This is a genomic window from Amnibacterium endophyticum (assembly GCF_042680685.1).
GTDB classification, from domain to species: domain Bacteria; phylum Actinomycetota; class Actinomycetes; order Actinomycetales; family Microbacteriaceae; genus Amnibacterium; species Amnibacterium endophyticum.
The window spans coordinates 112,460-125,026 of the sequence record NZ_JBHUEA010000005.1 but is presented as its reverse complement, the minus strand read 5'-3'; the positions used below and the strand labels follow the sequence as shown (position 1 = coordinate 125,026).

Here is a 12,567-nt window from a genome sequence, read left to right as displayed (position 1 = left end):
CAGAAGCCGCTGGGGAGGACCGGTCCTGTTTCATCTTGTAGGCAGATCGCGGCCGAAGGCCGGCGATCTGCCTACAAGATGAAACAGGGTCAGACGAGGAGCTGGGTGGCGGCGAGCTCGCGGTAGAGCGGGGACGCGTCGAGGAGCTCGGCGTGCGGGCCGGCGGCGACCACGCGGCCGCCGTCGACCACGACGATCTGGTCCGCGTCGACCACCGTCGACAGGCGGTGCGCGATGACCACCGTCGTGCGGCCCTCCGCGGCCGCGGCCAGGGAGTCCCGCAGCAGCTGCTCGTTGCGGCCGTCGAGGTTCGACGTCGACTCGTCGAGCAGCAGGATCGGCGCGTCCGCGAGCAGCGCGCGCGCGATCGCGAGGCGCTGCCGCTCGCCGCCCGAGAGCAGCACGCCCTCCTCGCCGACCTGCGCGTCGAGGCCCTCCCGGTGCTTCAGCACCGCCGACCGCAGGTTCACCGCGTCGAGCGCGCGCAGGCAGTCCTCCTCGGTCGCGAGCGGCGCGGCGAGGGTGAGGTTGTCGCGGATGGTGCCGGCGAGCGCGGGCGCGTCCTGCTCCACATACCCGAACTGCGCGCGCAGGACCTCGCGCGGCAGGCGCTTGAGGTCGATCCCGCCGATGCGGATCTCGCCGCCGTCCACGTCGTAGAAGCGCTCCAGCAGCGACAGCATCGTGCTCTTGCCCGCGCCCGACGGGCCGACGAGCGCCGTCCGCGTGCCGCGCGGCACCTCGAAGGACACGTCGTGCAGCACCTCGACGACCGCGCCGTCGGCACCGCGGTAGGAGAACGACACCGAGTCGAACGCGATCGCCGGGGCGGGGGAGGAGGTCGGCACGGCGTCGGCCGCGTCGTCCGCGGTCTCCTGGGGCAGCTCGAGCACCTCGGTGATCCGCCCGAGGGCGCCGAGCGCGCTCGCGACCGAGCTGGCGGCGCCGAACGCCTGGCCGAGCGGCATCACCATCAGGAAGAGGAAGAGGAGGAAGGCGACGAGGCTGCCGATCGTGATCGCGCCGGCGGCGACCCGGAACCCCCCGACGCCGATCACGACGAGGAAGGCGAGGTTCAGCGTCAGCGAGGCGATCGGGACCACGGGCGCGGAGGCGCGGGCGACGTCGACGCCGGCGCTCCACGCCTTGCGCGCCACGCCCAGCACCGCGTCCGTCTCGCGATCCGTCGCCCCCGCCGCGCGGATCGTGCGGACCGCGGAGATGGAGCGCTCGACCTCGGCGGTGAGCGTGCCGACCGCGTCCTGCTGCCGCCGCGAGGCGGTGCGGATGCGCCGGGTCAGCCCGCCGACCACGACGATCGCGAACAGCACGATGAGCACCGTCAGCCCGAGCAGGACGGGGTCGAGGATCGCCATCCCGATGATGGCGCCGAAGAAGGTGAGCGAGCCGCCGACCGCGTCCACGAGCCCCTGCGTCAGCACCGCGTAGAGCAGGGTCGTGTCCGTGCCGACGCGCGCCACCAGGTCGCCGGTGCGCCGACGGTCGAAGTCCGCGACCGGGAGTCGCAGCAGGTGCCGGATCAGCCGCGTCCGCGCCGAGAGCACGACGGAGGTCCCGGTGCGCTGGAGCAGGTAGTGCTGGACCCCCGACAGCACGGCGCCGACCGCGACCACCACGGCGACGGCGGCGACGATGGTGCCGATGCCGGTTCCCGCCTGCACGCGGGTGACCACCTGCTCGACGAGCAGCGGCTGCGCGAGGGAGAGGCCGGCGCCGATGACGCCGAGGACGATCACCCCCACCAGCACGGGCCGGTGCTCGGCGAGGTACGGGAGGAGGTCGCGGAAGCGCGCGCGCGGACCGGCGTCCCGGCCTCGGCGGCGCGCGCCGGGAAGTGCTGCGGTCATGTCCCCACGATCTTCCTCCTCCTGGAGGGGGATCGTGCGTCGGGGCCTGCGGCAGCCCGCGGTCGCCGGGGCCTCAGGCGCTGCGGCGGCGCCCGGGCAGCTCGATGAGGGCGACGACGCCGAGCGCGATCAGCAGGATCGCGCCGACGGTCACGAGGCTCTGCAGCCCGAACACCGGCAGGATCAGCATCACGACCCCGGCGACGACCGAGACGAGCGCGCTCGCGAGGACGAGCCAGCGCGAGCGGCCCGTGAGCGAGGAGAAGGCGACGAGCCCGGCGGCGCCCTCGACGAGCCAGCCGAGGCCGATGAAGATCGCGAGGGTCTCGAGGCTGGCGAAGGGGTTCGACAGCGCGAGCACCCCGGCGACGACGATCAGGCCGCCGAGCACCCCGGTGAGCAGCCGCGTGCCGCGCGTGTAGCGGTGGTCGGTGACTGCGGCGGTTATCCGGTAGATGCCGCTCGCGACGAGGTAGAGGCCGAAGACGATCGCGATCGTCAGCAGGGTCGCGCCGGGGAAGAAGAGGGCGACGACGCCGAGCAGGATGGCGACGATCCCGAACCCGATCACCCAGCCCCGCAGCAGCTGCACGCGGTCGATCGCGTCCGTCTCAGGTGCGGTCATGAGCTCCTCCTCGATCGCTTCACCCAGAGTACGCACGGGGAGCCGTGAGGTCGCTCCGAGTGCTCCCACAGCCTCGCGCCCGTGACGGCGCAGAGCGACGTGCTGCCACGATGGTCCGGTGGTGGACGTCTGGGTGCTCGGGTCGCTGAACGTGGACGTGGTCGTGCGGGTCCCGCGGCACCCGAGGCCGGGGGAGACGCTGCTCGGCGGCGATCCCGAGACGGGCTTCGGCGGCAAGGGGGCGAACCAGGCGGTCGCGGCGGCGGTCGCCGGCGCCCGGGTCCGCATGATCGGCGCCGTGGGCGACGACCCGGAGGGGCGGGCCTACCGCGAGCGCCTCACGGCCTTCGGCGTCGACGTCGCCGGCCTGCGGACCGCGCCTTCGCCCACCGGGCGGGCCTTCATCGCGGTGTCCGACGACGGGGAGAACACGATCATCGTCTCGCCCGGCGCGAACGCCGCCGTCGGGCGCCAGGAGATCGAGGCGCTCGCGCCGGCGGAGGGCGACGTCGTGCTGCTGCAGCTCGAGGTGGGCCTCGACGTCGTCGCGGAGGCGGCGCGCAGAGCGCGGGAGGCGGGCGCGCGGGTCGTGCTGAACGTCGCGCCCTACGCGGACCTGCCGGCCGACGTGCTCGCGCTCGCGGACCCCGTGGTCGCCAACGCCTCGGAGGCGGCGCAGCTGGCCGCCTCCGGGCTCCGGTCGCCGCGGCTGCTCGTCACCCGCGGCGAGCAGGGCTCGAGCTGGGGCGACGTGCTCGTCCCTGCGGGGCGGGTCGAGGCGGTGGTCGACACCACCGGGGCCGGCGACACCTACTGCGGTGCGCTCGCCGCCGCCCTGGCGGAGGGCGCCGATCAGGAGGCCGCGATGCGCTCGGCGTCCGAGGCCGCCGCCGTCGCGGTCGGTCGGCGCGGCGCCCAGCCCTAGGTCCTCGACCGCCGTTCAGCGCGCCGGACCGCCCGAAGGGGCCCATGGCTCAGCCGGCGACGGCCGCGAGCGCCGCGAGCACCGCGTCCGGGCGCTCGACCGCGGCGAAGTGGCCGGCGTCCGGCAGCACCTCCTCGGCGAAGTCGGGCAGCAGCCGCCGCAGCGCCGCCGCGTCCCGCGACCCGGCGAAGACGTCCCGCGCGCCGCGGACCGCGCGCACGCGGCACCGCACCGCCTGGAAGGCGCCGAGGTCCACGAGCGTCGACGCGCGTGCGGCGGCGACGAAGGCGAGGGGCCGGATCTCGCTCGCGAGCGCGGCGGTCACCGAGGGGTGGATCGTGCCGGGATCGTGGAAGAGGGGAGCCGCGAGCCGCGGCAGGACCCCGAGCCGGTCGAGTGCCGTGAGCACGCCGCGCCCCTGCCCGGGAAGCGCGGCGAGGGCCCGCATCGCCACGAGCATCCCGGCGAACCACGGCAGCCGCGCGCCGCCGCGCACGGGGTGCCGCACCGCGTCGCCCACCGCGGGCCCGGTCGGCGAGACGAGGACGACGCCGGTCGTGCGCTCCGGCTCGAGCGCCGCCAGCCGGAGCGCGAGGAAGCCGCCGAGCGAGTGGCCGACGACCCGCCAGCGCTCGTGGCCGCAAGCCCGAGCGACCTCGGCCACCGCGTGCGCCGCCGAGGCGGCGGTGAGCGGTGCGCCGGGCGACGGGCTGCCGCCCCAGCCGGGCAGGTCGAGGGCGACGACGCCCGGCAGCGGGTCGCCGGCCTCCGCGGCGTGCCGCAGCAGCGGCGTCCAGGTCGTCCAGGACCCGGCGGCCCCGTGGAGGAGGACGACGCCGGGTCCGTCTCCCGTGCCCGCGTGCACGACGACGGGACCGGCGCCCGTGCGCACGACCCGTCGCGTCAGCCCGAGCGCCGCTGCGTCGTCGGAGAGCGCGGTCGTCACCGCAGGGCGGCGCGCCCCGGGCCGACGGCGTCCAGCACCTCCGCGTGCTCGTGCGGGTCGCCGAGCAGGTCGCCGGCGACCACGGCGGCGAGCGCGGCCGAGGTCTGGATGCCGAACCCGGCCTGGCCGGCCAGCCAGTAGAGGCCGTCGACCTGCTCGTCCCGGCCCACCACCGGCAGCCCGTCGACCGCGACGGTCCGCAGCCCGGTCCACGCGTCCTCCGCCTCGCCCAGTGCCAGGTCCGTCGCCGCGTTCACCCGGTCGACCGCGGTCGCGACGACGTCGGCGCGCGGGCGGGCGTCCTCCGGCGCGCTCGGCTCGTCCTCGAGCGCGCAGCAGAGCATCGTGCCGCCGCGGGGGCGGAAGTAGAAGCGGTCGGCGACGTCGGCGGCCATCGGCCAGCCCGGCTCGATCGAGCGGGCGGTGGCGCGCGCGACGGCCACGGTCCGCCGCTTCGGCACGAGGCCCAGCGGCCGGGCGCCGAGGAGCGCCGCGACCTCGTCCGCCCAGGCTCCCGCCGCGTCGACGACGACCGGGGCCTCGACGTCGCCAGCGGTCGTGCCGAGCCGCCACACGTCCCCGAGGCGCTCCGCCGCCGTCGCCCGGGCGCTCGGCAGCACCCGGGCGCCGCCGGGGGTCGCCGTGGCCCGGTAGGCCGCGAGCAGGGCGGGCACGTCGACCTCCACCGCCGAGCGGTCGACGGCGGTGTGCACCAGCAGGTCCCGCCGAAGGGCGGGCAGCATCCGCACCGCCTCGTCCGGGTCGACCTCCTCGAGCCCGGGGACGGTCGCGAGCAGCGTCTCGAAGGCGGGGCGGTCGTCCTCGCCGTGCAGCCAGAGCAGCGGGCGGGGGGTGAAGATCGGCCGCCCCACCTGCTGCGCGATCCGCTGCACCATCGGGATGGAGGCCGCGGTGAGCCGTCGCACGGGCGCCGGCCCGTACGTCGGCTGCATCTGCTGGGCGGAGCGGCTGGACGTGTGGTGGAACAGCTCGGGCTCGGTCTCGAGCACCACGACCGATGCCCGGTCCCGGAGGGCCGCGGCGAGCGACATCCCCGCCACGCCGCCGCCGATGATCGCGATGTCCGCGCGCGTGCTCACGCTCCGATCATCGCGGACGCCCGTGTCGTCCGTGTTGCGCACCGCATCTCGACCGCGTGTTCCATCGTGTAGGCGGATCGCGGCCCAGCGCGGAGATCTGCCTACGAAACGGGACTAGAGGGAGGGGTAGAGGCCGACGCGCTCCTGGACCTGCGCCAGCTTCGCGGTCGCGAGGCCGTGCGCCCGCTCGGCGCTCGTCCGCAGGATCCGGTCGACCTCGGCCGGGTCCGCCTGGAACTCGAGGGTGCGCTCGCGGATCGGGCCGAGCGTCGCGACGACGAGGTCCGCCACGTCCTTCTTGAAGTCGCCGTAGCCGCGGCCCGCGTACTCGTCCTCCAGCTGCGCCACCGGCACGCCGCGCAGCGCGGACGCGATCACGAGCAGGTTCGAGATCCCCGGCTTCTCGTCGCGGTCGAACCGCACGTCGCGGCCCGTGTCGGTCACGGCGGAGCGGATCTTCTTCGCGAGCGCGGTGTCGGAGTCGAGCATCCACACGGTCCCGGCGGCGCTCTCGGCGGACTTCGACATCTTCGCCGTCGGGTTCTGCAGGTCGTAGACCCGGGCCGCGCCGGTGCGGATCTGCGGCTGCGGCACCACGAAGGTGCGGCCGAACCGGCTGTTGAAGCGCTCCGCCAGGTCGCGGGCGAGCTCGACGTGCTGCTTCTGGTCGTCGCCGACCGGCACCAGCTCCGTGTCGTAGAGCAGGATGTCCGACGCCATCAGGATCGGGTAGGTGAAGAGGCCGACGCTGGACGCCTCCTGGCCGCCGCGCGCGGACTTGTCCTTGAACTGGGTCATCCGGCTCGCCTCGCCGAAGCCCGTGATGCCGTTCAGCACCCAGGCCAGCTGCGCGTGCGCGGGCACCTGCGACTGCACGAACATCGTGGAGCGGGCGGGGTCGATCCCGGCGCCGAGGTAGAGGGCGGCGAGCGCGCGCGTCGCCTCGCGGAGCGCTTTCGGGTCCTGCGGGACCGTGATCGCGTGCAGGTCGACGATGCAGAAGATCGCGTCGGACGAGTCCTGCATCCCGAGCCACTGGTTCACGGCGCCGATGTAGTTGCCGATGTGCAGGGACTCGGCGGACGGCTGGATGCCGGAGAAGACGCGGGGCTTGTCGGTCATGGGGATGCTCTCAGGGGTCGGAGGGGTTCAGGCGCCGACGCGGTAGTCGACGACCACGGGGGTGTGGTCGGACCACCGCTCGTCGCGGGTGTCGGCGCGGTCGACCGCGCAGGCCGCGACGCGCTCGCCGAGGGCGGGGGAGGCGAGGTGGTAGTCGATGCGCCAGCCGGCGTCGTTCGCGAACGTCTGCCCCCGCCAGGACCACCAGGTGTAGGGACCCGCGACCTCGCCGGCGGCGCGGCGCCCAACGTCGATCCAGCCCATGCCGCCGCCCGCGTTGTAGTCGGGCGCGTCCTCCGCGCCGACGAAGCGGTCCCAGTGCGCGCGCTCCTCGGGCAGGAAGCCGGAGTTCTTGAGGTTGCCCTTCCAGTTCTTGATGTCAAGGCTGCGGTGCGCGACGTTCAGGTCGCCGACGACGACGGCGAGCGGGTTGTGCTCCACCAGCTGCGGCAGCCGGGACTCCATCGCCGCGAGGAAGCGCATCTTGTCGTCCTGCTTCGGCGTCCCGACGCCGCCGGAGTGCACGTAGGCGCTGACCACGGTCAGCACCTCGTCGTCGATCGCGTAGTCGGCCTCGAGCCACCGGCCGGCCGTGTCGAAGTCCTCGTCGCCGATCGCCACCCGGTGGATCTGCGCCTTCCCGCGGCTCGCGATGGCGACACCGGCGCGGCCCTTCGCCGTGGCGGCGTCGTGGAGCACGTTCCACTCGGGTCCGAGCAGAGCCTCGAGGTCCGCGGTCTCGGCGCGCACCTCCTGCAGCGCCAGCACGTCGACGCCGCGACCGTCCAGCCAGGCGCCCATGCCCTTCCGGAAGGCGGCGCGGACGCCGTTCACGTTCACCGTCGCGACCCGGACCGTCCCACCCATCAGACGGCAAGCCTATGCGGGGCGCGCCCGAGCCGCCCGGCCCGGCGGCTAGCGGTCCCCGGACCCGTCCCGGCGGCCGTCCTGCACGGGGATCGCCCCGGTCCGGGCCTCGGTGAACTCCGAGACGGTCGGCACCCGCTCGCGGCGCCGCGCCTCGGCCCGCACCTCCCGCTGCAGCTCGCGGGTCAGCCGCCAGCGCCGCAGGCCGCGCGCCTCCCGAGCCCGCTGCTCGAGCGCCTCCTGGTTGGCTCGCGCGACGAGCCGCCGGGCGTCCTCGATCTCGCGCGCCCGGTCCTCCGCCTTCTCGACCGGCGAGAGCGAGCGGGCGTCGATGCCGGCGTCGAGCATGCCGACCGCCACCCACGCCGAGGCGATCAGGATCACCTGGCAGATGAAGTTGAAGTAGAGCAGCACACCGGCGGTGGTGGCGAAGACCGTGACGACGGGGTTGCTCGTCGCGCCGCCGAGCAGGGAGGTGCCCACGGTCTGCAGCACGGCCATGCCGAACCCGCCGATGGCGCCGCCCGCGAGCAGGCGCCGGACCGGCACGGGGATGCCCGACAGGATGCGCATCGCCCCCATCAGGATCGCCGCGTCGACGATCGCGAGCACGAGGAAGGCCGTGGCCGTCGTCCCGAACTGCGCCGCGGGCGAGGCGTCGCCGAGGCCGAGCAGCGAGGTGACGAAGCCGAGCGCGGTGTTGCTGACGAAGCTGAGCACCGCGGTGAAGACGACGACGGCGCCGAAGGCGACGGCGAGGCCGAGGTCCTTCAGCTTGCGCAGGGCGAAGTTCTCGGCGACGTTCGGCAGCCCGAACATGATCCGGATCGCCGTGCGGAGCGTCGCGAGGAAGCCGATCGCGGTGAAGAGCACGCCGACGAGGGAGATCGCCCCGCCGATCCCGAGCGTGGTGCCCTTCAGCAGCGCATCGGAACTGATCGTGCCGGGGGGCGCGGACTTGCCCGGGTAGTCGATGAGGTTCGGGATGAACCCGTTGATGGTGCTGAAGATGCGGGCCTGCGCGCCCGGGTTGTCGGCGATGACGAAGCCCGCGACGGAGAACGTGAACCAGAGGGCCGCGAACAGCGCGAACACCGCCTGGTAGGTCATGCCGGAGGCGATCAGCGGGCCGTTGTCGTTGCTGTAGTGCAGGAGGACCCGCACGGGCCGGAACGCCATGACGCGCTGGATCAGCGCCGCGATCCCGGTCGCCTCGGGGACCGGGTCCGGCTTCGCGCCGCTGACGTCGGACGGCAGGACGGCGTCGCGGACGCCCTGCTTCCCGCGGTCGATCGTCATGCCGGGACGATAGCGGGCGCCCCCGCGGGGGCGCAGGGAGAAGCCCCTGGTGCGTCCCGCGATTCCTCCACCCGAGGTCCTCGGACGCGGGCTCACTATGCTCTGGCGTGCTGTCGGGCAGAGAGGCGGACACGATGCGGGTGAACGGGATCGGCGTGGGCAGGGCCGTGGCGGTCGGGCCGGTGAAGCGGATGCCGGATCCGCTGCCGGAGCCGTCGGAGACGGCGACGCACGACGGCGAGGACGCCGAGATCGCGCGGACCCGCTCCGCGCTGCAGCAGGTGTCCGCCGAGCTGACGGACCGCGGCAACCGTGCCGGCGGCGATGCGAAGAACGTCCTGGACGCGCAGGCCCTCATGGCCGAGGACCCGACGCTCGTCGACGACGTGATCGCCCGCATCAAGGCGGGCCGCACCGGCCAGCGGGCCGTGCACGAGGCGTTCCTCGAGTTCCAGGTGATGCTCGTCGGCCTCGGCGGCTACATGGCGGAGCGCGCGGCCGACCTCGGCGACGTCTCGCAGCGCGTGATCGCCCGGCTCACCGGGGTCCCCGCGCCCGGCGTCCCGGAGTCGGACAAGCCGTTCATCCTCGTCGCGCGCGACCTCGCGCCCGCCGACACCGCCCTGCTCGACCTCGACAAGGTGCAGGCGCTGATCACCCGCGACGGCGGCCCGACGAGCCACACGGCGATCCTCGCCCGCGCGCGCTCCATCCCCGCGATCGTCGGCGTCGGGAGCACCGACGAGCTGACGAACGACCGCATGGTGATCGCGGACGCGTCGGACGGCTCGATCCTGCTCGACCCGTCGGACGACGAGGTCGCGGACGCGAAGCGGCGCATCGAGGAGCGGCGCGCCGCCGCGAACGCCCCGATCACGCCGGGCGCGCTCGCGGACGGGACCCCGGTCCAGCTGCTCGCGAACCTCGGCTCGCCGAAGGACGCGGCGAAGGCGGCGGAGCTCGGTGCCGAGGGCGTCGGCCTGTTCCGCACCGAGTTCCTCTTCCTCGACTCGTCCTCCGCGCCGACCGTGCAGCAGCAGAAGGAGCAGTACGTCGCGCTGCTGAAGGCGTTCCCCGGCAAGAAGGTCGTCGTCCGGGCCCTCGACGCCGGCGCCGACAAGCCGCTCGCGTTCCTGAACGACAGCGAGGAGGAGAACCCGGCGCTCGGGCTCCGCGGCCTCCGCGTGCTGCGCGCCAAGGAGGACATCCTGCGCGAGCAGCTGACCGCGCTGGTCGAGGCGGCGAAGGAGACCGAGGCCAAGCTCTGGGTGATGGCGCCCATGGTGTCCGAGCCGGAGGAGTCGGAGTACTTCACGTCGCTGGCCCACGAGCTGGGCGTCGAGGTCGCGGGCTCCATGGTCGAGGTGCCGTCGGCGGCGCTGCTGGCCGGCCAGATCCTCGAGACCAGCGACTTCGTCTCCATCGGCACGAACGACCTGACCCAGTACACGCTGGCCGCCGACCGGCTGCTCGCGAGCGTCGGGCACTTCCAGGACCCGTGGCACCCCGCCGTGCTGCGGCTCGTCGCGGAGGTCGGCAAGGCGGGCGCCGAGAGCGGGAAGAGCGTCGGCATCTGCGGCGAGGCCGCGGCCGATCCGGCGCTCGCGGTCGTGCTCGTCGGGCTCGGCGCGAAGAGCCTCTCGATGACGCCGGCGGCGCTCGCCGACGTGCGGGCGGAGCTGCTGACGGTGACGATGGAGCAGGCGCAGGCCCGCGCGCAGGCGGCCCTCAGGGCGTCGAGCGCCGCGGCCGCGCGCGAGGCGGCGTCCGCCGCCGCGGAGCCCGCGAACGCCTGAGCGGGCGTCCTCGCCGCCCGGTGACGTCTTCGGTCCTGCTCGGAGCCGAGGACGTCACCGCGCGGCGAGCTCCGCGGGCTACTCGTCCGCGACGAGCTCGAGGACGCCCACCCGGTTGCCGCCGTGGGCGCCGACGTACGTGCTGCCGTCGCTGAACGCGAGCCCCTCGCCCTCGCCGGGGTTCATCAGGTCGAACGCGGCGGTGCCCGTGCCGGCCGCGACCACCGCGCCGTCGGTCACGGCGAAGCGGGCGATCCGGTTGCGGCCTCGCAGGCTCGTGTAGACCCACAGCTCGCCGTCGATCATCTGGAGCCCCTGCGGGAGCCCGGAGATCGAGATCGACGCCGTGCGCTGGATCGTGCCGTCGAAGCCGACCGACGACAGCGTGTAGGCGCCCTTCGTGCCGGCGAAGACGAGCAGGCGACCGCCCGCGTCGTCGACGGCGACCATGCCGTTCGGGCCGAGGATCGTCAGGTCCCCGACGGTCCGCTTCACGGCGAGCGCGGGATCGGTCGCCCCCGGGTCCAGCTCGTACACCGTCGTCGGCGACGTCGGGCCGCCGTTCGCGGCGTACAGCTGCCCGGTCGTCGTCGAGAAGCTGAGCGCCGCCCCGTGCCCGATCGGCAGCACGCCGAGGGTGCGCACGATCGTGCCGCGTCCGTCGTAGACGTCGATGCGGGAGGAGCCCGACCCCACGTCCGTCGCCACGTAGAACAGGCCGTCGTGCACGGCGAGACCCTGCTGGTTGCCGGCCGCGACGGCGAAGAGGTCGCGGACGCGGTACGGCAGGTGGTCCTTCGAGACGGTCAGCGTCCTGGTGCGGGTCGTCGTCGGGCCCTCCGGGCCGCGCAGCCTGAGCGTGACGGTGTAGATCCCGGGCACGATCGCGCCCTGCACCCGCCCGTCCCAGACGAAGCGCCGGGCGGCGCCGTCCGGCACCTTCCACGATCTGACGACTCCGGACCGCCCCTCGATCGTCAGCCTGCCCGTGACCTTCGCGGAGGACCCGCCGCTCGCGGTGCCGGAGGTCGTGAGGGTGACGGCGTCCAGCAGGCCGTCGACGACGGGCTGCACGGTGTCGGCGGAGCGGGCGAGGCGGAGCGCGCCGACGCCGGTGGGCGCGAGCGCCACCGTCGTGGTCCGCTTCGCAGCACCGGCCGGTCCGCGCACCGCCGCGGAGAGCCGTCCCGACCCGAACGGCATCGTCGTGACGGGGATGCGCGCCCGCCCGCCGTGCAGGGTCCGGGTCCGGTGGCGCGCGCCGACGTCGAGCCGGAGCGCCCCCCGCACCGGCAGGGCGGCGCCCGTCTCGTCAGTCGCGACCACGGTCGCGTCGACGGCGTCGAGCACGCCGTCGCGGTAGGGGTAGACCGTGCGGGCGACCGGCTTGATCGCGACCGACACCGGCTCGCCCGAGCCGACGAGGACCGAGGTCCTCGAGCGGACGGCGGGCTCGGCGACGCGTCGGGCCTCCAGGCGCCAGCGCCCCTCGGTCAGCTTCCCGACCGGCACGCGGACGGTGCGCTGCCAGCCCGCGCCCGTCCGCTTCAGCGCGACCGTGCTGATGGGCACGTCGCGGGCGCCGCGGTGCGCCACGACCTCGACCCGCCCCTCCTGCCCGGAGCGCACCCGCAGCGGCACGGAGTCGCGCAGCCCGTCTCGGGCGGGCAGCGTGAGCACGGCCTCGCCGAGCACCGCGGTGCTCAGCCCGGTACCCGCGGGCCACCTCTGCGGGGCGGCCGCCGGCGTCGCGCTCGGGCTCGGGGTCGGTGCCGCCTCGGCCGGGACGGCGGTCAGCAGGGCGAGGCCGAACGCGAGCACCGTCGCCGCGATCGCCCCGGTCGCGCGTTCCGGTCGTCCCACCATGGTCCGGTCACGGTAGGGAGCGGCCCGCACTCAGGGGGTGTGCCACGCGGAGGGGGCGGCGCATCGCGGCCCGCTCCGGGTTCACCCGTCGGGCGCGGCGAGGACATCGGCCGTTCACCCGGCGGCGGAACCGTTGCCGCCGCTCGAGGCCGG

10 protein-coding genes are annotated in these 12,567 nt (G+C 74.8%); 2 read left to right on the top strand and 8 right to left on the bottom strand.

All coding sequences use genetic code 11. From position 1 onward, the window contains the following. Positions 1–89 precede the first annotated feature (89 nt). Positions 90–1,868: an ABC transporter ATP-binding protein gene (locus tag ACFSBI_RS05070; RefSeq protein ID WP_377932670.1), complete on the bottom strand. Its 1,779-nt coding sequence runs from the start codon at positions 1,866–1,868 to the stop codon at positions 90–92. Positions 1,869–1,941: 73 nt separating this feature from the next. Further along, positions 1,942–2,493, bottom strand: coding sequence for an HdeD family acid-resistance protein (locus tag ACFSBI_RS05065; RefSeq protein WP_377932668.1), 552 nt, complete (start codon positions 2,491–2,493; stop codon positions 1,942–1,944). A 118-nt stretch (positions 2,494–2,611) separates the two neighbouring features. On the opposite strand from ACFSBI_RS05065, the gene ACFSBI_RS05060 reads away from it, so the two are divergent. Then, positions 2,612–3,418 carry a PfkB family carbohydrate kinase gene (locus ACFSBI_RS05060; RefSeq protein WP_377932666.1) on the top strand — a complete coding sequence of 269 codons (807 nt, stop codon included), beginning with the start codon at positions 2,612–2,614 and terminating at the stop codon, positions 3,416–3,418. A 49-nt stretch (positions 3,419–3,467) separates the two neighbouring features. Here the strand turns inward: ACFSBI_RS05060 and ACFSBI_RS05055 are convergent, their stop codons facing one another. From ACFSBI_RS05055 to ACFSBI_RS05035, 5 genes are all read right to left on the bottom strand, one after another. Continuing rightward, positions 3,468–4,364, bottom strand: a complete 897-nt coding sequence (locus tag ACFSBI_RS05055) for an alpha/beta fold hydrolase (protein ID WP_377932664.1) — start codon at positions 4,362–4,364, stop codon at positions 3,468–3,470. Further along, positions 4,361–5,464 (bottom strand): NAD(P)/FAD-dependent oxidoreductase, encoded by a 1,104-nt coding sequence (locus tag ACFSBI_RS05050; RefSeq protein WP_377932662.1) that lies wholly within the window; start codon positions 5,462–5,464, stop codon positions 4,361–4,363. The genes ACFSBI_RS05055 and ACFSBI_RS05050 overlap by 4 nt, the downstream gene beginning before the upstream one ends. A gap of 114 nt (positions 5,465–5,578) precedes the next feature. Beyond that, positions 5,579–6,586 (bottom strand): tryptophan--tRNA ligase, encoded by a 1,008-nt coding sequence (gene trpS, locus ACFSBI_RS05045; protein ID WP_377932660.1) that lies wholly within the window; start codon positions 6,584–6,586, stop codon positions 5,579–5,581. Positions 6,587–6,613: 27 nt separating this feature from the next. Then, positions 6,614–7,453, bottom strand: coding sequence for an exodeoxyribonuclease III (locus tag ACFSBI_RS05040; protein ID WP_377932658.1), 840 nt, complete (start codon positions 7,451–7,453; stop codon positions 6,614–6,616). Positions 7,454–7,501: 48 nt separating this feature from the next. Beyond that, complete coding sequence (locus tag ACFSBI_RS05035; RefSeq protein ID WP_377932656.1) at positions 7,502–8,752, bottom strand: YihY/virulence factor BrkB family protein; 1,251 nt, start codon at positions 8,750–8,752, stop codon at positions 7,502–7,504. 134 nt (positions 8,753–8,886) lie between these two features. Here ACFSBI_RS05035 and ptsP point away from each other — a divergent pair, with 134 nt between their 5' ends. Next, positions 8,887–10,548, top strand: coding sequence for a phosphoenolpyruvate--protein phosphotransferase (ptsP, locus tag ACFSBI_RS05030; protein WP_377932744.1), 1,662 nt, complete (start codon positions 8,887–8,889; stop codon positions 10,546–10,548). Between the two features lie 78 nt (positions 10,549–10,626). On the opposite strand, the gene ACFSBI_RS05025 is transcribed toward ptsP, so the two are convergent. Further along, positions 10,627–12,414 (bottom strand): NHL repeat-containing protein, encoded by a 1,788-nt coding sequence (locus ACFSBI_RS05025; RefSeq protein WP_377932654.1) that lies wholly within the window; start codon positions 12,412–12,414, stop codon positions 10,627–10,629. Positions 12,415–12,567: the final 153 nt, after the last annotated feature.

Bases quoted from the DNA above. Each gene is read 5' to 3' on its own strand.
- ACFSBI_RS05035 (WP_377932656.1), bottom strand. From the start codon at position 8,752: ATGACGATCGACCGCGGGAAGCAGGGCGTCCGCGACGCCGTCCTGCCG.
- ACFSBI_RS05025 (WP_377932654.1), bottom strand. From the start codon at position 12,414: ATGGTGGGACGACCGGAACGCGCGACCGGGGCGATCGCGGCGACGGTG.
- ACFSBI_RS05065 (WP_377932668.1), bottom strand. From the start codon at position 2,493: ATGACCGCACCTGAGACGGACGCGATCGACCGCGTGCAGCTGCTGCGG.
- ptsP (WP_377932744.1), top strand. From the start codon at position 8,887: ATGCGGGTGAACGGGATCGGCGTGGGCAGGGCCGTGGCGGTCGGGCCG.
- trpS (WP_377932660.1), bottom strand. From the start codon at position 6,586: ATGACCGACAAGCCCCGCGTCTTCTCCGGCATCCAGCCGTCCGCCGAG.
- ACFSBI_RS05040 (WP_377932658.1), bottom strand. From the start codon at position 7,453: ATGGGTGGGACGGTCCGGGTCGCGACGGTGAACGTGAACGGCGTCCGC.
- ACFSBI_RS05070 (WP_377932670.1), bottom strand. From the start codon at position 1,868: ATGACCGCAGCACTTCCCGGCGCGCGCCGCCGAGGCCGGGACGCCGGT.